The 22,286-nt window shown below is 63.3% G+C and carries 11 protein-coding genes; all 11 read right to left on the reverse strand.

The features are described from left to right. Window positions 1-10: 10 nt before the first annotated feature. The 11 genes from KI243_RS32905 to KI243_RS18840 all read right to left on the reverse strand — a co-directional run bounded on the left by KI243_RS32905 (window position 11) and on the right by KI243_RS18840 (window position 22,235). Window positions 11-11,971: a filamentous hemagglutinin N-terminal domain-containing protein gene (locus tag KI243_RS32905; RefSeq protein WP_244861741.1), complete on the reverse strand. Its 11,961-nt coding sequence runs from the start codon at window positions 11,969-11,971 to the stop codon at window positions 11-13. 464 nt (window positions 11,972-12,435) lie between these two features. Next, complete coding sequence (locus KI243_RS18795; protein WP_177118411.1) at window positions 12,436-13,788, reverse strand: OprD family porin; 1,353 nt, start codon at window positions 13,786-13,788, stop codon at window positions 12,436-12,438. A 180-nt stretch (window positions 13,789-13,968) separates the two neighbouring features. After that, window positions 13,969-15,321 (reverse strand): aromatic acid/H+ symport family MFS transporter, encoded by a 1,353-nt coding sequence (locus KI243_RS18800; RefSeq protein ID WP_103032878.1) that lies wholly within the window; start codon window positions 15,319-15,321, stop codon window positions 13,969-13,971. A 54-nt stretch (window positions 15,322-15,375) separates the two neighbouring features. Then, the gene (dmpG, locus tag KI243_RS18805) at window positions 15,376-16,413 is read right to left on the reverse strand and encodes a 4-hydroxy-2-oxovalerate aldolase (protein ID WP_017125324.1); all 1,038 of its coding nucleotides are present in this window, start codon (window positions 16,411-16,413) and stop codon (window positions 15,376-15,378) included. Between the two features lie 10 nt (window positions 16,414-16,423). After that, window positions 16,424-17,362, reverse strand: coding sequence for an acetaldehyde dehydrogenase (acetylating) (locus KI243_RS18810; RefSeq protein ID WP_017125323.1), 939 nt, complete (start codon window positions 17,360-17,362; stop codon window positions 16,424-16,426). 16 nt (window positions 17,363-17,378) lie between these two features. Then, window positions 17,379-17,570 carry a 2-hydroxymuconate tautomerase gene (locus KI243_RS18815; RefSeq protein ID WP_103032879.1) on the reverse strand — a complete coding sequence of 64 codons (192 nt, stop codon included), beginning with the start codon at window positions 17,568-17,570 and terminating at the stop codon, window positions 17,379-17,381. A gap of 11 nt (window positions 17,571-17,581) precedes the next feature. Continuing rightward, window positions 17,582-18,382 (reverse strand): 2-oxo-3-hexenedioate decarboxylase, encoded by an 801-nt coding sequence (gene dmpH, locus KI243_RS18820; RefSeq protein ID WP_017125321.1) that lies wholly within the window; start codon window positions 18,380-18,382, stop codon window positions 17,582-17,584. 10 nt (window positions 18,383-18,392) lie between these two features. Further along, entirely contained in the window at window positions 18,393-19,175 is a 783-nt protein-coding gene (gene dmpE / locus KI243_RS18825) for a 2-oxopent-4-enoate hydratase (RefSeq protein ID WP_017125320.1), read from the reverse strand. Between the two features lie 8 nt (window positions 19,176-19,183). Continuing rightward, window positions 19,184-20,638 carry a 2-hydroxymuconic semialdehyde dehydrogenase gene (locus KI243_RS18830; protein WP_244861905.1) on the reverse strand — a complete coding sequence of 485 codons (1,455 nt, stop codon included), beginning with the start codon at window positions 20,636-20,638 and terminating at the stop codon, window positions 19,184-19,186. Between the two features lie 17 nt (window positions 20,639-20,655). Further along, the gene (locus tag KI243_RS18835; RefSeq protein ID WP_017125318.1) at window positions 20,656-21,375 is read right to left on the reverse strand and encodes a class II aldolase/adducin family protein; all 720 of its coding nucleotides are present in this window, start codon (window positions 21,373-21,375) and stop codon (window positions 20,656-20,658) included. Continuing rightward, window positions 21,372-22,235, reverse strand: coding sequence for a VOC family protein (locus tag KI243_RS18840; RefSeq protein WP_017125317.1), 864 nt, complete (start codon window positions 22,233-22,235; stop codon window positions 21,372-21,374). The genes KI243_RS18835 and KI243_RS18840 overlap by 4 nt, the downstream gene beginning before the upstream one ends. Between the last annotated feature and the right edge of the window lie 51 nt (window positions 22,236-22,286).

Below are 22,286 nucleotides of genomic sequence, written 5' to 3' on the forward strand. Positions count from 1 at the left end.
AACCAATAACCTATTTTTTTACCGGGGTAATATATTTTCCTGGCACACATCCCTTGATCAGGCACTCACCATCTCGAATAACATTCGACAAGTCTCCTTGCGCCCTTTCCACCGCTTTTAAATTAGCCGGACTAGGGTTGGAGAAACTGCGTATACGTGCAGCATCCAGCTTGGACTGAAGCTCATCGATGACCTGTTGGTTTGTGAAAATCTTGGTGTCAGTCAATTTACCCGCATCAATATCCTTCTGCAATTGCTTGACATCAATCGAAATTTTGTCACCCCCATAATCCTTGGGGTTATTTGCCGCTCGAGGATCAGTCGTGGAAATATACGGTGACTCCTGAGAGTTCCCGCCTCTGACATGAGTCTGAATACTGCCATTACCCTCAGCGTTAGCGGGAACCAGATCACCGTTGTCATTGATGTAGGCCTTGGGATTGCCCTTTTGATTTGTGGGCGAAGAGAAGTCGTTGTCACTGCGGAAAACAACTGTCGGCCCATCAGCACTCCTGCCTTTGATAATGCTTAGAATTTTATTCCCAACTACCGCAGCTCCGGCACCCGTAGCAAGAGCCAGCATTGGCAGGCTGTCCCTTAGCTCAGCAGTCTGCTCGTTGGTAAGATTGAACTTTGCCTGAAGAGCACCTGCCAGGGCGTCGGTGGTATGCCCACCGGAGGCCATTGCAAGCATTTGTTGAAAATCATGATTTTCATTGATCAGCGACTGCAGTGCAGTTTTGGCGTATGTCGTGCCATCCCCAAGGGAATCCCAAACCTTGTTGAGGTCGGACATTGTATTCTGAACCTCCCTGGAATGGGGTCCACACAACTCGACCGCAAAGAGGCAGTTTTTGAGCGCATCGATATCCTGTTCTTTACTGAGCTCTTTAAATTTAACAAGGACCTTTTCGCACTCTGGGGTTGCTGAAGAACAGGTGCTGAGTTCTCTAGCCGCCCTCTCCAACTGACTGTGGCTTAGGTAATTGTTTTGAACGGTATTGGATCCGACTGATGCCGCAATACCGGCATCGCCCCCCGTGATCGCCGCCGAAAGCACACCGATCAACTGCGACGCCGCTAGCAGATGGGTGACACCTTGTTGATATTCAAGGCTGTTTTCCGCAACCCCTTTTGGCAGGAGCTTGTCGGCCAGGAAATCGACCATCGCCTCGTTGGCACCGGCCGCCAGGGCCCCAGTGCGGAAATCGCCGCCCATGGCTTTCGCCAACAGCCCACCAACACCGGCGTGCAAGGCGATCTTGGACAAACTGCCGTCCGCCAGGACCATGCCGCCGACCTTGTTCGCCCCGACTGCGCCGCCGATGCTCACCGCTGAACTGATTGCCGTGTTGAGCAGGTTGTCCCCCAGGCTTCCACCATAGACCGCTGTCTTGATCAGTGAGTCCGCAGCGACTTTCTTCGCGACGAGAGCAAAGCTTGGCGCATCGAGCCCAAGCTTGGTCGGGTCGTAGTTCAAGCCAAACTGGGCGCCTATCCCCGCCGTGATCCCGGCAAACGCATAGCCTTTGAGACTGTCCGAGGAGGTCACGTCCTTGAGCGTCGCCCCCAGGTTGCCTTTGTTGTTGATCGTGCTGACTGCGGCGCTACTGGCCATGGAGGTCATGACGGCCGAGGCGACGATATTGCCCAGGCCTGCCGAAGTCGTCGCCGTCGCGGCAGCCATGGTCGTGCCCGCCCCGAAGCCGGCGGCACTACCTGCCGAGGCGGCCAGGGTACTTGCCGCTCCCGCGGTCAGCACCGTGACGACGATGATGATCGCCAGCATCGCTCCTTGTCCAAGGCTGGAGCTGCTGTATTTGAAGGAGTCATGCACCTCCTTGATCTGTCGCCAGTCCACATCGCCGCGTTTCTCGGCCTCCTTGAGCCAAGCCAGTTGCGGGTCGGCCTGAACCATCGCATCAATGGCCTGGCTGACGGACTTCTGGTCAATCTGCTTGACGTCGATGTGCAACCCTTCAACAGCCTTGATGGCCAGTTCACCCTTGGCAACAATCTGGCTCTGGCGAAGGGTTTCATCCGTATGGCCCTTACCCTTCATGGACGTCCAGGCCATGCTGCTGTTACTTTTCTCGTGACTCTCCTGGTCGAGGTCCTTGACGCCCTCGAAAGTAATAGCTCCACCACTGTCGATGGTCAGGTCGTTGCCGCTGTCGAGCTTGGCCACCTGATAGCGCTGATCACCGCCACTTTTCAGAGTCAGATCACCACCGGTCTGAATCGCGCTGCCGATATTGGTGACCTTGGTGACCTCATCACGCTTGGTCTGCTTTTTCCCCCAACTGCCCTTTTTCTTCTTGTCATACAGCGAGTAATCGCTGTCCTGCGCGGCGAGCAGGTCAAGATCGCCGCCTGCTACAAGGTAGGCCTCGTTGCCCGCATTGATCCGACTGGACACCAATGCCATGTCCTTCCCAGCAGTAAGAGCAACATCTCCCCCCGCTGTCACGGTGCTGGCGATCTGCTTGACGTGGTCTTCCTGAGTCGTGAGCTTCTTCGACTTGGAGTACGAGTGGCTTTCGTCAGCCGCAGAACCGAGGGTCAAGTTCTCCACGGCAGCCATGCCGATATCGCGCTGGACATCGATCTGGCTACCAATGACCGATATATCTCGAGCGGCCGTCAGTTTGAGGTCGCGACCGGCTCCCACGACCGATCCAGACTGGGTAATGGAACTGCTGTTGTTCTTCGGACCGTAGTCATCCTTGTCGATACGCGCGGTACTCACGATATCGATATCGCGCCCGGCCTTGACCGCGGTATCAGCGCCGCTGTGCAGCACGCTGCCCGCATTGATGACATCCTGTCCGGCATCGATGCTCAGGTTGTTGGCGGCCTCGATACGAGCGGCGTTATCCAGGAAGCTGCGCTGGCGGTCATAGATATTGCCGCCGGCCTTTTCGGTCGTCACCGTCCGTTCGTTGACCACGTCACCGCTGATGGTGGTCAGGTTGACGTCACGCCCACTGATGATCCCACCGGACTTGTTGGCCAGGTTGTTGACCGCCAGCAGATCCAGGCGATTACCGGCTTCGATCAGGCCGCTGTTGACGATGTCGTTACCCGCCGTCGCCGACAGATTATTGCTGGCCCGCAACGTCCCCGCGTTGTTCAGGTCCTTGCCGGCGATCAGCGTAACGTCCGAACCCTGGATCAACGCCCCGTTCGGTGCCAGGCGGTTGGTGGCCTGGGCCAGGTACAGCACCGGCACCAGGACCTTCTCGCCATTCACTTCGTGCTCTTCGAGCCAGACGATATCGTGGGTCAGCGCCGCCACCTGCTCGGAGGTCAGGCTGACCCCCACCGACAGATCGAGCTGCTGCTTGCTCTTGACGGCGTTGTCCATCAGGTACTTGTACAGCGCTTCGTCGGAAGTCTGGCCGTCGATAAAACGTTGACCGGTTCGCGCCACGACCGCCTGCTGGATCAGCTTCTGCTCATAGAAACCGTCGCCCAGGCGCTTGGCGCTTTCATCGGGGTTGTAGCCGAGGTTGGACAGCAAGTAGTCCGAACTCATGAACTGCCGGAGATCGGTCAGCACCGGGTTGGTTTCGATCAGGTACTTCTGCGGATTGGAACGGCCCGAGGTGTCCGGCAGGCCCTGCACACGATTGATGACTTGACCGCCGACCGGCGTGACCAAGCCACCTTGCCCCGCAAGCTGGAGACTGCTGGCCTCTCCTGGCGTTGCAACACTGATCACGCTGCCACTGATGCTGCTGTTCGTGCTCTGGCGTGCAATCGGGTCAAGCTGGAGGTCGCTGGCCGCTACCCGAGCGGAATCGCTGAACGAGAGGTTACGCGCCGCAACATCGTCCCCAGCCGATTGCCGTTGACTGCCAGTGACCGTCGCACTGCCCATGCTCCACGCTTGTGGACCCTGATCGGTGCTCGCCATCGATCGGCCAGAGCCGGCCTGACCGCTGAGACGGAACAGGCCATTCTCCCCGGTTGGCAAGCTAAAGCCCGGCAGTGCCAGCGGGTTGACCTGCTGTTGCGCGACATCAGGTGCCAATTGAGCATTGAGCCTGATGTTGACGGGTGCACCAGCAGCGCTGACCTGGGTCGCCTGAACTTTGTTCGCCCCGGAAGTAACAGCGTGATCCTGGTGAATGACGCTATTTTCCAGGTTCTGGGTCGCCGTGATCGCAACCTTGCCAGCCGCCTGGATGACGGCACTACGACCGGTGCCGCTTCCGTCCCGTGAGACTTCGACATCACTGGTCAGCGAGTACTGCTGCAACTGCCCCGGCAAGGCGACCAGGTTATTGCGGTCATACTGGGAGGTTGGAATGCTCCTGTAGCCATAGCCGATCAGGGTGTTGGTGATTTCATCACCCGTGACCATGTTCACCAGGCCGAGGTAGGTTGACGAGCTATCACCATCGTTGCTGGTGATGAACTCGGGCCTCCCCAGGCTCAGCCCCCCGGCCGCATTGACGTAGTAGACGTTCGGAAAGTCAGGGTTATTGCGCTGATTGTAGCCGACCACCCAAGGCATCGAGCGGTTCGCGGTACCGTCGGTAATCCTCCCCGTTCGATAGATACGGGTACGCTCGATGGTGCCCCCGACCGCACCGATATTTTTCAGGTTATCGGCCTGGATGGTGATATTGCCGCCTGCGCTGACAGTGCTTTTGCTGTTGAGGAAATTACCGCCCTTGAAGGCGAAATCCCCGCCGGCGATGAGCGAAGCGGCGGCGCTGGTGTCCGTGTCCTGCCCTTCGAAGACCTCCCGAGCAATATAGTTGAGGTCGTAGTGGTCGCCCGAGCAGTCCAGGCACTGAACGGCAATGGCGCCCGAGACCAGCGTACGCCCTACACTGAAGCTTTCCGTGCGGTTCTCGAAGTTTGCCGCGTTGAGGGTGAATTTGCCGGTACTCTCCAACGCTCCGGAGATATTGAGTACCTGAGTAGCCTGGGCCGCACCGCCATAACCACCGATATTGACGGCGCCCAGCGAGTACACCTGGGCCGAATGGTTGGTGAAACTGTTGACTTGCAGTGTGCTATCGCCACCGCTGAAGATCAGGCCCTTTTCGTTCAGCAGGACAGGAGTGTTGACACTCAACGTACCGGTGCTGCCCAGGGTTCCATAATTGTTCAAGGTGCCCGCTGTAACACTGAGCCCAGCCGCAGAGGTGAGGCGGCCGTAGTTGCTCAGGCCACCGGCACTGATCGTGGTATCAGCGCCACCGGCAATGCTCGTCGCGCTCCCCAGGTTCACCTGTGCCGCATTCAGGCCCAGAGTGCCCACGCTGCTGTAGCGTCCATTGCCGCCGTAGGTGCCGGCGAGCGTCAGGTTGGCCGAGCCATCACTGGCGATCAACCCATCGTTGTTCCAGTTGCCGCCGTTGCCGGTCAGGCTGTCGGAGGCCAGCAATTGCCCGCTAGCGGTCTGGTTGAGGGTGTTGACGTTCACCGTCAGGCGCCCGGCCTGGATCACGCTGCTGTTGGTCCAGCTGTCCGCCGTCAGGGTCAGGCCGCCACGGGTCAGCAGGCTGCCGCCGGCATTGGTGATATTGGCGGTGCTGATATCAAAGGTGCCGCTGCCCACATGCAGCAGGTTGCCGCCCAGGTTCTGGAAGCCGACGGCATTGAGGGTCAGGTCGCTGTTGGCGGTTTCCAGCTTGCCATTGCGGTTGTCGAACAGGCCGCCGATCTGGAAATCGGTCTTGCCGCTGGTGCCCAGCGCACGGATCTGGCCGGTCTGGTTGTCGAGGCTGGCCGCACGGACGCGTAGCGTGCTGTCGCTTTCAATCACGCCCAGGCGATTGTTCAGCGCGCCGTTGAGGCTGAGGTCGATGCGCTGGCCGGCGATCTGTCCGTCGTTGTCACCGCTGTTGTCGAAGTTGTTGCCACTGACCTGCACCAGGCCCTTGGCGTAGAGACCGCCATTGCGGTTGTCGAAGTCGGCGGTGGTGACCAGGGCATCGCCACTCTGCGCCGCGATCCGCCCGCCATAGTTGTCGATACCGCCCAGGGCGCCGAGGGTCAGGCGCTGGGCCTGGATGATGCCGCCCTGACGGTTGTTGCCCAGGTCATAGCCGTTTTTCAGCACGCCGACGATACGGGCTTCGAGGGCGCCCTTGACGCTGGCCAGGGTGCCGCCACGGTTGTCGAGGTTGGCCGCGCTGACGGTCAGGTCGCCATTCTGGGCAATCAGCCTGCCGCTCTGGTTGTCGATATCGCCGCTGACCGTCAGGTTCAGCGCGCCCTGCCCTTGCAGCGAGCCCTTGCCGTTGGCGAGACTCGCGGCACCGAGGCGGACGTCGCCGTTCTGGCTGTAGATCAGGCCGTCGCTGTTGTTCTGGACGGCGCCGCTGCTGCTGATGACGAGATTGTCATTGGCCGCGACCGTACCGCGATTTCGGTTGTCCAGGCTGCCGGTGAGCAAGCTCAGCAAGCCCTGGCTGACCAGTTGGCCGCCCTGGTTGCTAATCTGGCTGCTGCGGCTGATCACCAGCGGCCCGGCGCTGGCGAGCTTGCCGTTGGTGTTGGTCAGGGCACCGAGCAGATCGAGGCTGACCGCGCCCTTGCCGGTCAGGGTGCCGTTGCTGTTATCCAGGGTGGTGCCGGTGAAGCCGATGTTCTGCTGCGCGCTGAGGGTGCCGCTGTTGTTCAGGGCCATGGCTTGCAGGGTCAGGGCCGCACCACTGTCGATGGAGCCGCCCTGGGCGTTGTTCAACAGGCCGCTGATGGTCAACTGCTGGGCGCCGCCACTGGACAGAATACCGGCGCTGTTGTCGAGGCTGGCGGCGTTGACGGTCAAGGCCTGCTGGCTGACCAGCGCACCGGCATTGCTGTTGAGCAATGCGCCGCTGACGTTGACACCCAGGTTGCCGTTGCGGCTGGACAGGGTGCCGCTGTTGCGGTTGTCCAGGCTCGCGCCGTTGACGGCCAGTCCCTGCCATCCGGACATCAGGCCGCCCTGGTTGATCAGGCTGCTGCCGGTCACGCCCAACTGGTTGTTGCTGATCAGCTTGCCGCCGCTGTTGTCCAGCGTACGTCCGACGAGGTTGAAGCTCTGGTTGCTGGAAAGCTCACCGCCCTGGTTGCTCAGGTCGCGCAGACGATCGAGGGTCAGGGGGCCCTTGGCGTTGAGCAGGCCGTTGCGGTTGTCGAGATCGCCACCCGCCAGGTCGAGGCGGATGGCCTGGTCGCCGAGCAGGCGACCACCGTTCTGGGCCAGGGCGCCGAGGGCCAGGTCGATATCGCCCTTGGCCGAGACTTCACCGCCATTGCCGGAGTCCAGGCTGCTGGCATTGATCGTCAGACCGCCCTGGCTGTTGATCAGGCCCTTGCCACTGTTGTTCAGGGCCATGGCGTTGAGGGTCACGGCGCCGGCACCGAGCAAGGTGCCGCCCTGGTTGTCGAGGTCGGCGCTGCTGAGCTTCAAGGCTTGCGCGGCGTTGATCAGACCCTGGCTGCGATTGCTCAGTTGACCACGGATGGTCAGGTCGAGGTCGCCACGGCTGGTAACGGTACCGCCACTGTTGTCGAGGCTGGCGGCGCGGATATCGAGCGCGGCGGCGGCGATCTGGCCCTTGAGGTTGGCCAGCGCCTGGTTGACCTGCAAGGTCACGGCCTGGTTGCTCAGCAACTTGCCGTTGCTGTTATCCAGGCTGTCGGCGGTCAGTGCGAAGGCCTGGGCACTGGAGATTTCACCCCCCTGGTTGTTCACGCCCTTGAGGTTGTCGAGCACCAGTGACGGTGCGTTGATCAGACCGTTCTGGTTGTTCAGCTGGCCATTGTTCAGGTCCAGGGTCAGTGCCGTGTTGCTGAAGAGCTTGCCGTCCTGCTGGTCCAGGCCGGTGACGCTGGCGACCAGGGCCTTGTCGCTGCCGATGCGGCCGTTCTGGTTGCTGACCTGCCCCGCCGTCAGGGTGAGGCTGTCGCTGCTGCTCAGGCTGCCGGTGCGATTGTCATAGGCGCCGGTACTGACAGTGACCGCACCTTTACCGCTGATCACTCCCGCCTGGGCGTTGTCGAGACGGCTGCTGGTCAGGTCGATGCGGCTGTCACTGACCAGGCGTCCGCCCTGGTTGCCCAGTGCCCCGCTGGCCTTGACCTTGAGGGCCCCGGCACTCGACAGGCTGCCGGCAGTGTTGGTCAGCCCGACGCTGCTGACATCCAGCCGGCCTTCACTGCTGATCAGGCCAGCGCTGTTGTCGAGTTCAGCCCCGAGGGTAAGTCGAGCATCCTGGTCGCTGAGCAGTTGGCCGCCGGTATTGTCGAGGGTCTGGCCGTCCAGCGTGACGCCGGTCTTGCCCTTGAGCAGCCCCAGGTTGCGGTTGAGTACCTGAGCCATTTCAAGTGCCAGCGTCGTATCGGCAAGGAGCTTGCCGCTGTCGCTATTGTCCAGGCGGTTGCCGGTCAGGCGGATATCGGCACTGCTGGAGAGTTCGCCGCCGCGGTTGTCGATGGCGCCGACATCGAGTTTCAGCGCTTTTGTCGCCCCTACCAGGCCGTTCTGGCGGTTATCCAGGGAGGCGCCGCCCAGGGCCAGTGCACCGCTGGCGATCAGCTTGCCGTTGCGGTTGTCCAGGACGGCAATGTTCGCCGTGACATCGGCCTTGCCGGAGATGGCGCCATTGCTGTTATCCAGGCTGCTGGCCGTCAACAGGATCGCGCCATCGCCCACCAGGGTACCGCCCTGGTTGATCAAGGTCCCGGTCACGCCCAGGTCGATAGCACCCCGGCTGCTGATCAGGCCCTGGCTGTTGTCCAGGCTGATACTACGGCTGTCGAGCGACGCGGCGGCAATCAGGCCCTTGATGTTGCTCAGCGCCTGATCGATGCGCAGGGTCAGGCCCTGGCTGCCGAGCAGTTTGCCGCTGCTGTTGTCGAGGCTTTTCGCGATGAGGGCGAAGGCTTGGGCGCTGGAGATCTCACCGCCCTGGTTGACCACCTCGTCGAGGTTCTTGAGCACCAGCAGCGGGCCGTTGATCAGGCCATTGCTGTTGTCCAGACGGCCGTTGTGCAGGTCGAGGCTCAGCTGGGTCTTGCTGAACAGTTCGCCGCCCTGCTGGTCGAGGCCGGTGATGCGGGCGGTCAGGTCCCCGGCACTGGCGATACGGCCGGACGCGCCGTTGTTGACCCGGGTCGCCGTCAGGTCCAGGCGGTCGTCGCTGGTCAGCCGTCCTGCCTGACTGTTGTCGAGAGTGCCGGTGGTGACGCGGGTGGCGCCCTTGCCGCTGATCAGGCCCTTGCGGCTGTTGTCGAGGCTGCTGCTGACGAGTACCAGGCCCTGGTCCGAGAGGATCGAACCGCCCTGGTTGAGCAACGCCCCCTGGCTCTCGATCGACAGATCGGCGGCACTGCCGAGCTTGCCGGCCGTGTTGTCCAGGCTACCGACCTTGAGGTCCAGGGCACCTTCGCTGCTGAGCAGGCCGGTGTTGTTGAGCAGCGCGCCATCAAGGCGGATATCCAGGCCCTGGAGGGCGGAGATGTTCCCGCCGCTGTTATCCAGGCTCGTGCCGCTCAGGTTGACGCTGCCCCTGGCGAACAGTCGGCCCTTGTTCTGGTTGATCACTTGCGCCACGACAAGGCCGAGGTCGGTCTCGGTCAGCAGCTTGCCGCCATCGCTGTTATCCAGGCGCTGTCCGCTGACACTGACGCTGCCGCGGGTGCTGGACAGCTCGCCGGCGCGGTTGTCGATCTGCTCGACATTGACGGTCAGGCCCTGGGTGCTGGCGAGCGTACCGCCATTGCGGTTGTCGAGGCTCTTGCCGGTCAGCAGCAGGGAGCCCTGGGCCACCAGCGCTCCACCTTGCTGGCTCAGGCTGTCGATATTGGCGTCGAGGTCGCCCTGGCTGGCAATGCGGCCCTGGGTGTTGGCAACTTCCCTGGCCTTGAGACTGACCGGGCCGACCGCGCTGAGCAGGCCGCCGCTGTTGTCCAGGCGAGTGCCTTCGAAGCCGATGGCCGCCTTGGCGACAAGATTGCCCTTGTCGCGGTTGTCCAACTGATCGACCAGCAGCTTGAGGTCCTTGTCGGCCTGGATCAGGCCGCCACGGTTGTCCGCCGAAGCGCCGCGCAAGGTCAGGTGATCCTTGCCCGCCAGGCTGCCGCCGCGGTTGTCCAGGCTGCCGGTGTTCAGCTCGATATTGCCCGTGGCGCGCAGCTTGCCCTGCTCACGGTTATCAAATGCGCCGCTGACGGTAGCGGTCAGATTGCCGTCCGCCGCCAGCACGGTGCCTGCCGCACGGTTGTCGAGGCTGGCAGCGGTCAGGCTCAAGGCCTTGCCGGAACCCAGGGTTCCCCCGTGGTTATCCAACGCGCCGCTGAGGTCGATGCTCAACCCCAGGTCGCCGGTGATCTGCCCCTGGGTATTGTCCAGACTCGCGCCCTTAAGGGTGACCAGGGTTGAACCTGACAAGGCGCCGCCACGGTTATTGGCAGCGCCACTGGCCGTGAGATTCAGGCTCTTGTCGGACGCGATCAGGCCAGCGCTGTTGTCCAGGGTGGCGACGTTGAGGGTGACATCGGCCAGGCTGGAAATCTCCCCGCCGCGATTGCCTAGCGCGCCGACGTTGACCACCAGATCGCCGTTGCTGGAGATCAGGCCGCCCTTGCCGTTGATGGCCTTGTCGGCGGTCAGGTTCAGGCGATCGGCACTGAGTACCCGGCCCTTGTTCTGGTTGTCGAGGGTGCCGGCGGTGACCGTGGTCTGGCGCTGGCCGCTCAGGGTGCCGCCCTGGTTGTTCAGGGTTTGTGTGGTGGTAATCGACAGGTCACGGCTGGCAAGGATGGTCTTGCCGGCGTTGCTGAGGTTCTGCGCCGTGACGCTGACGTCGCCTTCGCTGTTACGGGTGTTGTCGAGATTGACACCGGCTTCGATGATGCCGTTGTTGCTCAGCTGGCCGCCGCTGTTCAGGGTGATGCGGTCCTTGGCGACCAGGTTGTTCTGGCTGCTCAGGTCGCCTTGGGTTTGCATGTCCAGGGTGGTGCCGGCGTAGACCGGGCCCTTGGCTTCCAGGCTCTGGGCCTTGACGTTGACCGCACCGGTCGCCGCCGTGTCGACCATGCTCAGATGGCCGTTGGCATCAAGCTGGATATCGCCACCACTGGCGACCATCTTGCCGTCGAGCTTGACCCCGACACCGGCCTCGGTGCCCACCAGCTTGATCGCCCCGGCGTACATGCCGCCCAGCGCCGAGGAGTCGATGGCCAGTTGCGGGGCATTGGCCGGGTTGGCCGTGCGGGCGGTGGCCTTGAGGGTCTTGGCATCGACATCGTTGGCGCCGGCAATGATCGCCAGGTTCTTCGCCTGGATCTCGGCATTGAGCCGGGCCGAACGGGTGATGATTTCGAACTGGTCGATATTGTTGGCGTTGAGCCCGGCGCCTTCGATGGAGACGCTGCCCTGATCGACCTGGTAACCCGACACCTGGCCGTTGCTGATCACCGCCTTGCCGGTGGTCAGGGTCGCCTGCGGCGTGTTGATAAAGCCGCAGCCGTTGCAACTGATGCCGTAAGGGTTGGCGACGATCACATGGGCCGACTGCCCCGCCACTTCGGTGTAGCCGCGCAACTGGCTGGGGCTGCCGCCATTGACTTCGTTGAGGATGGTGGTGGCGGCCCGGCCGTTGAGGTTGCTGTTGCCGAGGATGATCCCACCCAGTTGGGTGGACTGGGTCCGGTCGGTGGCATTGTTGAGGATGACGCCGTTGGTCCCGACGTTGTAGTCGTGGAACTGGTTGTGGGACAGCCCGTTGGCATTCGGTGCAGCGATATTGACGATGGGCACGCCATTGCCCGCCTGACCGAGCGTGGTCCCCGGCGCGCTGACCACGATACCGTCCGCCTGGGCCCACAGCGGCTGCCAGAACATCACGTTCGCCAACAGGAACGCCAGGCCACGCTTGGGCAGTCCCAGGAAGTGCTCACGGTTTTTCAGGGCAGCAGAAGGTTGGCGCGCAAGAAGCGCGAACTGGCGGACGTCCATGTCTGGAATCTCGAATCAGATGAAACGCAGGATGAGAAGACGCTCAACTGCAAGGAGATCGTGTACGGCGGCCCCCTGGCCCGCTCTCGGCGACAGGTGGAGCCCGCCGGTTCAATCCCTTGAAACAAGCAGTAACATCAAAATGACATCGCGATGCTAAAGAGACAAAACAATGGCGTCAATGAACGCACGGAAAATATTTCAGTCTCGATACATGGCGGAAAATGCCGTTGCCGGGAGTCGATCTGCATCGATCCGGCGCAAGACACAGCGCTGGGCGGGTTTGTTTTTTTCTTCAGAAAACCGACGCGGAGCGTCTAGTCCGGCACTCCCACGCAGGCGCGTTCGATCGTTCCCACGCTCCGGCGTGGGAACGCCTCTCTGGAGGCTCTGCGTCCGCTCTTTGTGACGAGGGCGTCACGGGCTGCATGCCCACGCCGGAGCGCGGGCACGAGCGGTAGAGCTCAGAACAGATCCACGGTATACGTCAGGTAGACCCGGTTCTCGTCCAGGTCACGCTGGCTGGCGACGGTGCTGCGCAGCATCGCGTTGCGCCATTGCATGCCGAAGCCACGCAACATCGGGCTCTGGAACGCATAGCTGACCATCAGGTCACGCTCCCACTCGTGCTGGTCGCCCTGGTCCGACTTGATCTGCCCGCCGCGCTGGTAGGTCACCTGGGTGGTCAACCCCTGCAGGCCCAGGCTTGCAAAGTTATAGCCATACTGCGCGACCCAGGTGTTCTCCCCCGCACGCTGGAAGCGCGCGCCGGTCTGGCGGTCGGTGATCAGGTAGGTGGCCGAGCCGTCGCCCTGGTTGAGAAACGGAAAATCGCTGGAACCGTTGAGGTGCTGATAGCCGAGACTCACCGCATGCCCGCCCAGGCTGTAGGTGAACAGGCCGGCCAAGGCGCGGTTATCGACCTCGCCGTTGTTGTGATAGCCGCTGCTCAGGTAGCCCTCCTGGCGGCCGGCACGGGTGCCGTTGAGGCCGTCGGACGAACTGTCGAAGAAACGCAGGTCGGTCTTCAGGCTCCCCACCGGCAGTTGCCGGGTATGCACCAGCCCGAGGAAATGCTGCTGGTAGAAGTCCTCCAGGTTGCCGTAGTAGTACTGCAGCAGCAGGCTCGGATCGACCTGATAGTCGACCCCGGCAAAGTTGAATTTGTTGCTGCGTTGTCCGGCCGGTCCGCCGGCTCCGGCAATCGCCAGGTTCTCATTGTTCGACGAGTTGCGGCTCTTGACCTGGCTGACCTGGCCGCCGGTCAGGGTGAAGTGGTCGAAGTCCCGGGAGGTCACCTGCACGCCCTGGAAGGTTTCCGGCAACAGGCGTCCGTCGTTGTAGACCAGGATCGGCATCTTCGGCAGCAAGGTACCGGCCTTGAGTTCGGTCTTGGCGATGCGCACCTTGCCGGTCAGGCCCAGGGTGGCGAAGTCATCCACCGCCCGACCGCTGCTGTCGGTGGGGAACACGAAACCGCCCTGGGTGACGCTGTTCGGGTTGCCATGGGTGCCGCGCCCCGAGTCCAGGCGCACGCCGAGCATGCCCAGTGCATCCACGCCAAAGCCCACCGGTCCCTGGGTGTAGCCGGAAGTGAAGTTGAGGATAAAGCCCTGCCCCCACTCTTCCAGCTTCGAAGGCGCCGCCGGGCCGCTGCGGTTGTCCTGGTTGAAGTAGACGTTGCGCAGGTCGAGCCTGGCCTTGGCATCGTCGATAAAGCCTTCGGCACGAACCGGCTGCGCGACGGCCAGGCTCAGCAACGAAAGGCCAAACAGGGTTGGTTGCAAAGCACGCGAGATCTTGTTGTGTTGACGCATGGTAGTTACACCCTTGGTTTTTTTATTGTCGGGAGCTCGAGGTCCGCCTGCCTTTTCCTGCCTGAACACCGACTCCTGCAAAAAAGCGGTGTTCATGGCCATATTTCAGGCAAAGCGCGGCCCCTCCTGCCGCGCACGGCAGGATTGGTGATGTCATGTCAGTGGGGAGGCGTCAGTGCCTCAGTGGCTCGTGGAGACCTGCGGGCCGCTCAGGTCTTCCCGTACCGCGAAACGCTGCAACGAGAAGATCGCGATGGAACCGAGCAATGCCGGTACCGCCAGGGCGATAAAGAACAGCGTGGGCTGGCCCAGTTGGGCGATCAGCCAGGCGCCGAGCATCGAGCCGATGATCGAACCGACCCGGCCGTTGGCCATGGCCCAGCTCACGCCGGTGGCCCGCGCCGTGGTCGGGTAGATGCTTGCCGAAAGCAGGTTCAGGCCGTTCTGCGCACCGGCCACGCCAAAGCCGACGAAGAACACCGCGACGGTCAGCCAGGTCGCCTGGCCGAGGGCAAAGCCCACCAGGGCGATCACCAGCGCCGCACCGAGGTAGGCCAGACCCAGCACCTTGTACTGACTGACCCTGTCCATCAGCAGCGCCATGAATATCGCCCCGAGGGTTCCGCCCAGCGGCACCATGGCACCGATCCGCGCGGAGCTGGCGATGTCGTAGCCGGCGTCCTTGAGGATGCTCGGCAACCAGCTGGTCAGGAGGTAGAAGACAAACAGCGAGCAGAAGAAGGTGCCCCACAGCAGCACCGTGCGCAATGCCCGGCCTTCGATGAAGAGTTGCGAGATCGGCGAACGTTCGACCGCCGGCCGCTGGTCTTCGACGAAGGTTACCTCATCCCAGTCGCGACGCCCGCTGATCTTCTCCACCACCTTGCGCAAGGCCGCTGCATAACGCGGGTGCGCCGCCATGTAGCGCACCGATTCCGGCAGGTACCAGGCCAGCACGGGCAGTAACAGCAGCGGTGCGAGCCCACCGATCAGCAGCACGCCGCGCCAGCCGAAGGCCGGGATGATCTGGCTCGCCACCGCCCCGCCCAGGGCCAGGCCGGTGGTGAAACCGCTGTAGCTGAGGGTCACCATGATCATCCGCCGGCGCAGCGGCGAATACTCGGAACTCAGGGTGATACAGGTCGGCATCGCCCCGCCCAGGCCGATCCCGGTGAGGAAGCGCAAGGCCGTGAGGCTGTCGATGGAATGAGCCCAGGCCGAGGCCAGGGTGCCGAGGCTGAAGATCAGCACCGACACCAGCAGGACCTTCTTGCGCCCGTACTTGTCGGCGATGGGACCGAACAGAAAGGCCCCGCACATCAGACCGAACAGGCCGGCACCGAAGGCCGGCGACAGCTGGCTCGGTTGCAGTCCCCATTCCTGGCGCAGGGACGGCGCGATATAGCCGATCACGGCCGTATCGAAACCATCCACCAGCACCACCAGGAAGCACAGCAGCAGGACAATGATCTGGTAACGGGATATCGCACAGGCATCGATGATTGCGCCAATGGAGGCGGTCTTGTGGTTCATGGTGTTTCCCCTGTTATTGGATTTGTCAGTGGGGTGAAACAGGTTTCAGCGCGTTCAGGTCGGGTAGATTTTCGACCTCTGCAGCAGGTCCAGTGCCACGTCGACGATCATGTCTTCCTGGCCGCCGACCATACGCCGCTGGCCCAGCTCGACAAGGATGTCCACGGCCTTGAGTCCGTAGCGTCGCGCGGCGATCTCGGCATGGCGCAGGAAGCTCGAGTAGACCCCGGCGTAACCCAGGGCCAGGGTTTCGCGGTCGACCCGCACCGGCCGGTCCTGCAAGGGGCGGACGATGTCGTCGGCGGCATCCATCAGGGTGTAGAGATCGGTGCCGTGGTTCCAACCGAGGCGTTCGGCGGCGGCGATAAATACCTCCAGCGGCGCGTTACCGGCGCCGGCGCCCATGCCGGCGAGGCTGGCGTCGATGCGGTCGCAACCCTCCTCCACGGCAACGATGGAGTTGGCCACACCGAGCGACAGGTTATGGTGGGCATGCATGCCGGTCTCGGTTTCGGCCCTGAGCACGGCCTTCACCGCCCGGAAGCGCTCGCGGATATCCTGCATGTTCATCGCCCCGCCGGAGTCCACCACGTAGATACAGGTGGCGCCGTAGCTTTCCATTTTCTTCGCCTCCAGCGCCAGGTTCTGCGGGCTGGTCAGGTGGCTCATCATCAGGAAGCCGACGGTGTCCATGCCCAGTTCGCGGGCGTATTCGATGTGCTGGCGCGAGACATCCGCCTCGGTACAGTGGGTCGCGACCCGCACCACCCGGGCCCCGGCGTGGTAGGCGGCCTTGAGATCATGCACGGTGCCGATGCCGGGCAGCAACAGGGTGGCGACCTTGGCATGGCTGATCACATCGCTGACCGCCTCGATCCACTCCAGGTCGGTGTGGGCGCCAAAACCGTAGTTGAAGCTGGAGCCCTGCAGGCCATCGCCGTGGGCGACCTCGATGCTGTCGACGCGGGCCTTGTCCAGGGCGCGGGCGATGGCCTGCACATTGTCGATGGAATACTGATGCCGCACCGCGTGGCTGCCGTCGCGCAGGGTCACGTCGGAGATATAGAGTTTCTTGCCGGGATTGAAGGTCATGGGAGGCTCCTCAGTGGGCCATGGACTGGGCCATGCGCTCGGCGGTGGCCAACGCGGCACTGGTCATGATGTCGAGGTTGCCGGCATAGGTCGGCAGGTAGTGGGCGGCGCCTTCGACTTCGAGAAACACCGTGGTCTTCAGGCCGCTGAACTGTCCGAGCCCCGGAATATGCAGCGGTGCCTCGGCGGCAATCACCTCGAACTGCACTTTCTGCTTGAGCCGATAGCCCGGCACATAGGCCTTCACCGCCAGGGCCATGGCCTCGATGGACGCCTCGACTTCAGCCTGGTCGGCCGCCTGCGACAGCACGTAGACCGTGTCGCGCATCATCAGCGGCGGCTCGGCCGGATTGAGCACGATGATCGCCTTGCCCTTCCCCGCGCCGCCGACCGCCTGGATGGCATGGGCGGTGGTTTCGGTGAACTCGTCGATATTGGCCCGTGTCCCCGGACCGGCCGACTTGCTGCTGATGGAAGCGATGATCTCGGCGTAGTGCACCTTCGCCACCCGCGATACCGCCGCCACCATGGGAATGGTGGCCTGGCCGCCACAGGTGACCATATTGACGTTGGTCGCCTGCAGGTTCGCTTCCAGGTTCACCACCGGCACGCAGTACGGACCGATGGCCGCCGGGGTCAGGTCGATCAGGCGGATGCCTGGTTTGTGCCGGCGCAGCAGTGCATCGTTGTTGACGTGGGCACTGGCCGAGGTGGCATCGAAGACAAAATCGATGTCGGCGAATTCGGCCATGCGCACCAGGCCCTCGACGCCCTCGTGGGTGGTCGCCACACCCAGGCGCCGGGCCCGGGCCAGGCCGTCGGAGGCCGCATCGATACCGACCATCACGGCCATTTCCAGATGCCTGGCATTGCGCAGGATCTTGATCATCAGATCGGTGCCGATATTGCCGGAGCCAATGATGGCGACTTTTTTCTTGTGTTCGCTCATGTCGTGTTCCTCGCGGTCAGCGGCCCAGGGCCTTGGCGGTCTTGCCGGCGATGCCGAAGTCGGTCCGGGGCATCTCGGTGATGATCACCCGCACCGATTCGCGAGGGGCCTGGATCGACTCCACCGCTGCCTCGGTCAAGGCCGCGATCAAGCGGGCCTTCTGTTCTTCGTCACGGCCTTCGATCAGGAAAACCTGCATGATGGGCATGGTCCGACTCCTCAGGATGATTGCGACTGGAAGCGCATCGAGACGCTGCCCAGGTGCTGGTAACGCACGGTGATCTGGTCGCCCGCGGCCACCGCGATGGCTTCGGTGACACCGCCGGTCATGATGAAGCAGCCGGCCGGCAACTCACGGCCCTGGGCCGCGAGCATATTGGCGAGCATCGCCACGCTCTGCGCCGGGTGTCCGAGTACCGCCGCGCCCGCCGCGGTGGCGACCACTTCGCCGTTCTTCTCCAGCACCACCCCCAGGCACTTGAGGTCGATGCCGTTGACACTGCGCGACTGGCCGCCGGTGACAAAGCGTGCCGACGAGGTGTTGTCGGCGATCACGCTCTTGAGGTCGAAGCGGAAATTCTCGTAGCGCGAGTCGATCACCTCCACCGCCGGCAGGATGAAATCGGTGGCCGCCAGCACATCGCCGACATGACAACCCGGCCCCTTGAGCGGGTGCTTGAGGACAAAGGCGATCTCCGCCTCGACCTTGGGATGGATCAGCGAATCGACATCGATCACCGCCCCGTCCATGCACGAGCCGTAGTCGGTTAGGAAGCCGTGGATCGGATCGGTGACGCCCATCTGCTTCATCTTGGCAAACGAGGTCAGGCCCATTTTCAGGCCGACGATGCGCACACCCCGGGCCTCCTTGCGCTGGCGGATCGCATCCTGGATCGCATAGGCGTCTTCCCAGTCCATCTCCGGGTGGGTGTCAGTGATCTTGGCCACCGCTTCGCGGTTCAGCTCGGCGTTTTCCAGATGCTCGGCCAGGCCGGCAATGGTCTCTGCTGTCAGGTTCATCTGTTTTTCCCTATACGAAACGCACGGACGCCGAGCCGATACCGCCGAGGCTCATGCGCAATTGGTCGCCGGGCTTGACCGGCACCATGGCCGCCAGCGAACCGGAGAGAATCACCTCGCCGCGCTTGAGGCCGATGCCCAGGCGTCCGAGGGTGTTGGCCAGCCAGACCACGGCATTGGCCGGGTGCCCGAGCGCGGCGGCACCGGCGCCGGTGGCGACGATTTCACCGTTCTTTTCCAGGGTCATGCCGACACAGGCCAGGTCGATCTCATGGGGCGCGACACCGGCATCGCCCAGGACAAAGGCCCCGGCCGAAGCGTTGTCGGCGACGGTGTCCTGGATACGGATCTTCCAGTCGCGAATCCGCGAGTCGACGATCTCGAAACAGGGCATCACATAGGCCGTGGCCCGCAGCACATCGGCCAGGGTCACTCCGGGACCGACCAAGTCGTCCTTGAGCACGAAGGCGATTTCGCCCTCGGCCCTGGGCGCGATCAGGCCGGCGCAGGCGATGGATGCGCCATCGCCGTGGAGCATGCCGCTGAGCAGATGGCCGAAGTCCGGCTGGTCCACTCCGAGCATGTCCATCACCACTTGGCTGGTGACCCCGATTTTCTTGCCGATGACCCGCTCGCCCGCGTCCAGCCGGGGCTGGATCATCGCCAGCTGGATCTGGTAGGCCTCCTCGATGGTCAGTTGCGGATGGCGCTCGGTCAGCGGGGCAATCGCCTCACGCTCGCTCAAGGCACGGTGCAGCTCGGTACCGAGTTGCTGGATAGACAGGGAATTCATGGCCGGCCTCACAAGCGAACGCAGATATTGCGAAGTTCGGTGTAGAACTCCAGGGAGTGCACACCCCCCTCGCGACCGATGCCCGACTGCTTGGCGCCGCCGAAGGCGGTGCGCAGGTCGCGCAGGAACCACGAGTTGATCCAGCAGATGCCGACATCCAGGGCCGCGCCCATGCGGTGGGCGACTTGCAGGTTGCTGGTCCAGACGCTGGCGGCGAGGCCGTATCGGGTGGCGTTGACCAGCCGCACCACTTCTTCCTCATCGTCGAACGGCGCGATATGGCAGCACGGGCCGAAGATTTCTTCGCGGATCACCGCCGAGTCTTCCGCCAGGCCGGTCCAGATGGTTGGCTGGATCCAGGCGCCTTCAGCCAGTTCCGCCGGCATCGGCGGGATCCCGCCGCCGCTGACCACGGTTGCGCCGTCCTGCACCGCCTGGCGGTAGTAGCCGAGGACCTTTTCCCGATGCCCGAGGGACACCAGCGGGCCCAGGGTGGTGCCTTCGGCATGGGGGGCGCCGATGCGCAGGGTCTCGACCTTGGCCTTGAGCGCCTGGACAAAGCGTTCGAACAACGACCGCTGGACATACACACGCTCGGTGCCGAGGCAGACCTGGCCGCTGTTTTCAAAGGCCGAGCGGGCAATACCGGCCACCGCCTTGTCCAGGTCGGCATCGGCGAAGACCACACCGGCGTTCTTGCCGCCCAGCTCCAGCGACACCGGGCGCAGGCCCCTGGCCGCGGCCTTCATGATGATTTCGCCGGTGCCGGTTTCGCCGGTAAAGGTGATGCCATTGACCTCTGGATGGGCCGTCAGGAAGGCCCCGGCCGAGTTCTCGCCAAAGCCATGGACCACGTTGTAGACCCCGGCCGGCACGCCGGCATCGCGCATCACTTCACCGAGCAGGGTCGCGGTGGCCGGGGTTTCTTCCGATGGCTTGACCACCACGGTGTTGCCACAGGCCAGGGCCGGGCCGACCTTCCAGGTCATCAGCAGCAGCGGCAGGTTCCACGGGCAGACCACCGCGATCACGCCCCTCGGCGCACGCACCGCGTAGTTGACCGCCTTGCCGCCGTCCGGGGTATCCATGGTGAAGCTTTCGGTGGGCACGTTCTTGATCAGGTCGGCGAACACCTTGAAGTTCGCCGCGCCACGGGGAATATCCAGGTGGCTGGCCAGCCCGTAGGGCTTGCCGGTGTCGGCGATTTCCGCGGCAATGAATTCTTCGGCACGCCGCTCGATGCCTTCGGCGACCTTGTGCAGCAAGGCCACGCGCTGGGCCACGCTCAATTTGCCCCAGGGCCCGGTCAATGCCGCCCGGGCAGCCTTGACCGCCGCATCCACCTGGGCCTGGCCGGCTTCATGCACCGGGCCGATCAGGCTGTTGTCGGCCGGGTTGCGGTTGTCGAAGGTGCGCACACCCTCGACCCACTGGTTGCCGATGAAATTGTGAAACTCGCGCAGAGGCAGTTTGGACATGATCAGTTTCCTTCTTGTAAGCCATCTTGTAGGTACACGGCCGCCTCGGCATCGCCGGCGGTGAGGTGGTCCCACATGCGTTCGAAAATTCGTCCCGAGTTGGTGGCCCGGCGCGCGGTTTCCCCAGCACTCAGCAGCGGCCCCGCGAGCCCTGCGGCCAGCAGTTGCAGCTCGATACGGGCGGCGTCCTCCAGGTACCAGTTGAGGGTCAGTGCCTCCACCAGCGAAGCGCCGACCACGATCGCGCCGTTGCCGCGCATCACCAGCGCGGCATGGCCGGCCAGTTGCTCGGCCAGGGCCGCGGCCTGGGAGTCGTCACGCAGCAGTTGCGGGTCGTCCCACAATGGAATCGAGGAATGGAAATACGCGCCCATGCCGTGCCGCGATTGCGGGGTCAGGCGGGCGCAGGACAAGGTCATCACCTGGGCCGGCATGCTGCGGATCACTGCGCCGACCTCGGCCCGACGCCGATAGATCTGCTGGTGAATGCGCACTTCCCCCAACACCCCGGCGGGCAGTTCGGCGTCGATGGCGACCACCACGCCGTCCTCGCCCGGCTCGATCAGGCCCATGGGCTTGGCGGCGCAGACCAGGAAGTGCCCGGCATCCAGGCGCAGGCTGCAGTGCCCGTAGGCATGGGCCAGGCCGGCCCGGGACAGGGCCCGGGCGGCCATGCGCAGTTCGATCTGCTGGGCGCGGGTGGCGACAGGCGGCCGGCTCATGACTTGAACTCCGGGATATCCGGCTTCGAGCCCCAGGCGCAGAACGAGCTCAGGGCCAGCGGGAATTGCCGTGGGTGGTGAGTGGCCTCCTGCTCGGGGGCGATGTGGCTGACCCCGGTGGAGTACTCGTAGGTCATGCCGTCCGGCCCCTCGAAGTAGAGGAACACCGCGCCGGAAGTCGGATGCCGGCCCGGTCCGAAGAGGATCTTGATGCCGCGCTCGCGCAGGAAGTAATAGGCGCGCATCACGTCGTCGATGGTCTCGACCTGATGATTGATGTGCTGAACCCCTGGATGCGCCGAGGGAAACAGGGCGATCTTGTGGTGCACTTCATCGATGCGCAGCAGCGGCGCATCGCCAATCCGGTCGCTGACCCGGGCATTCGCCAACTGGGTCCAGAACGCTTCGTCGCGCCTGGCGTTGGTGGTGCGCAGGCCGATATGGCTGAAACCGGTGATCCCGGCGTCCCGAGAGGGGAAATAGCGTCCGCCATAGGCATGGGGCGCCAGCACCAGTTCGATCTGGTTGCCGCTGGGATCGCGGAAGTGAATCAGCTCGGCGACCGCGCGCAACTCGGCTTCTTCGCGGCTGCCATGGCGGACGGCAAAGCCGTTGTCTTCCAGCAGTTGCGCGGCGTGGTCGAGTTCGGCGCTGGAGTTGATTTCAAAGGCGGTAGTGGTTTCGGTGGGATCACCCTCGTAGTAGCACAGGGTGTGGTCGCGGCTGTCGGAGCGGAAGTACACCGCCCCATTGGCGCTGCGAGCGACCTGCAAGCCGAGCACCTGTGTGGCGTACTGGCGAGCCTGGTCGATATCCGCCGTGCCCAGACGCACGTAGCGGATGTCATGCAGATTGATCATGAGGGATGCCTCGGTATTATTTTTGTCTGGACACAATCCTCGCGCCCCGGC

Source organism: Pseudomonas sp. Ost2, assembly GCF_018326065.1.
Lineage (GTDB): Bacteria > Pseudomonadota > Gammaproteobacteria > Pseudomonadales > Pseudomonadaceae > Aquipseudomonas > Aquipseudomonas gingeri.

What these genes read in the sequence shown, in the direction of transcription:
- KI243_RS32905 (WP_244861741.1), bottom strand. Translation starts at nt 11,971, where the DNA reads ATGGACGTCCGCCAGTTCGCGCTTCTTGCGCGCCAACCTTCTGCTGCC.
- KI243_RS18795 (WP_177118411.1), bottom strand. Translation starts at nt 13,788, where the DNA reads ATGCGTCAACACAACAAGATCTCGCGTGCTTTGCAACCAACCCTGTTT.
- KI243_RS18800 (WP_103032878.1), bottom strand. Translation starts at nt 15,321, where the DNA reads ATGAACCACAAGACCGCCTCCATTGGCGCAATCATCGATGCCTGTGCG.
- dmpG (WP_017125324.1), bottom strand. Translation starts at nt 16,413, where the DNA reads ATGACCTTCAATCCCGGCAAGAAACTCTATATCTCCGACGTGACCCTG.
- KI243_RS18810 (WP_017125323.1), bottom strand. Translation starts at nt 17,362, where the DNA reads ATGAGCGAACACAAGAAAAAAGTCGCCATCATTGGCTCCGGCAATATC.
- KI243_RS18815 (WP_103032879.1), bottom strand. Translation starts at nt 17,570, where the DNA reads ATGCCCATCATGCAGGTTTTCCTGATCGAAGGCCGTGACGAAGAACAG.
- dmpH (WP_017125321.1), bottom strand. Translation starts at nt 18,382, where the DNA reads ATGAACCTGACAGCAGAGACCATTGCCGGCCTGGCCGAGCATCTGGAA.
- dmpE (WP_017125320.1), bottom strand. Translation starts at nt 19,175, where the DNA reads ATGAATTCCCTGTCTATCCAGCAACTCGGTACCGAGCTGCACCGTGCC.
- KI243_RS18835 (WP_017125318.1), bottom strand. Translation starts at nt 21,375, where the DNA reads ATGAGCCGGCCGCCTGTCGCCACCCGCGCCCAGCAGATCGAACTGCGC.
- KI243_RS18840 (WP_017125317.1), bottom strand. Translation starts at nt 22,235, where the DNA reads ATGATCAATCTGCATGACATCCGCTACGTGCGTCTGGGCACGGCGGAT.